This window comes from Pseudoalteromonas sp. P1-7a (assembly GCF_001401855.1).
Taxonomy (GTDB): Bacteria; Pseudomonadota; Gammaproteobacteria; order Enterobacterales; family Alteromonadaceae; genus Pseudoalteromonas.
Genome location: NZ_LKDU01000174.1, coordinates 1 through 215, shown reverse-complemented (window position 1 = coordinate 215; position 215 = coordinate 1). Strand labels below are relative to the sequence as shown.

Below are 215 nucleotides of genomic sequence, written 5' to 3'. Positions count from 1 at the left end.
TTAGCTCAGTTGGTAGAGCAGTGGACTTTTAATCCATTGGTCGATGGTTCAAGTCCATCATGACCCACCATTCTTTATTAAGATAAAGATTGGTTCAATCGGCGGATTTACGCAGCTCACTTAAATAGTAAGCACACAGAGCGGGTCATTAGCTCAGTTGGTAGAGCAGTGGACTTTTAATCCATTGGTCGATGGTTCAAGTCCATCATGACCCA

At 43.3% G+C, this 215-nt stretch carries 1 tRNA gene; it reads left to right on the top strand.

The features are described 5' to 3' along the window. Positions 1–142: 142 nt before the first annotated feature. Positions 143–215: transfer RNA gene (locus AN389_RS20010), tRNA-Lys, on the top strand.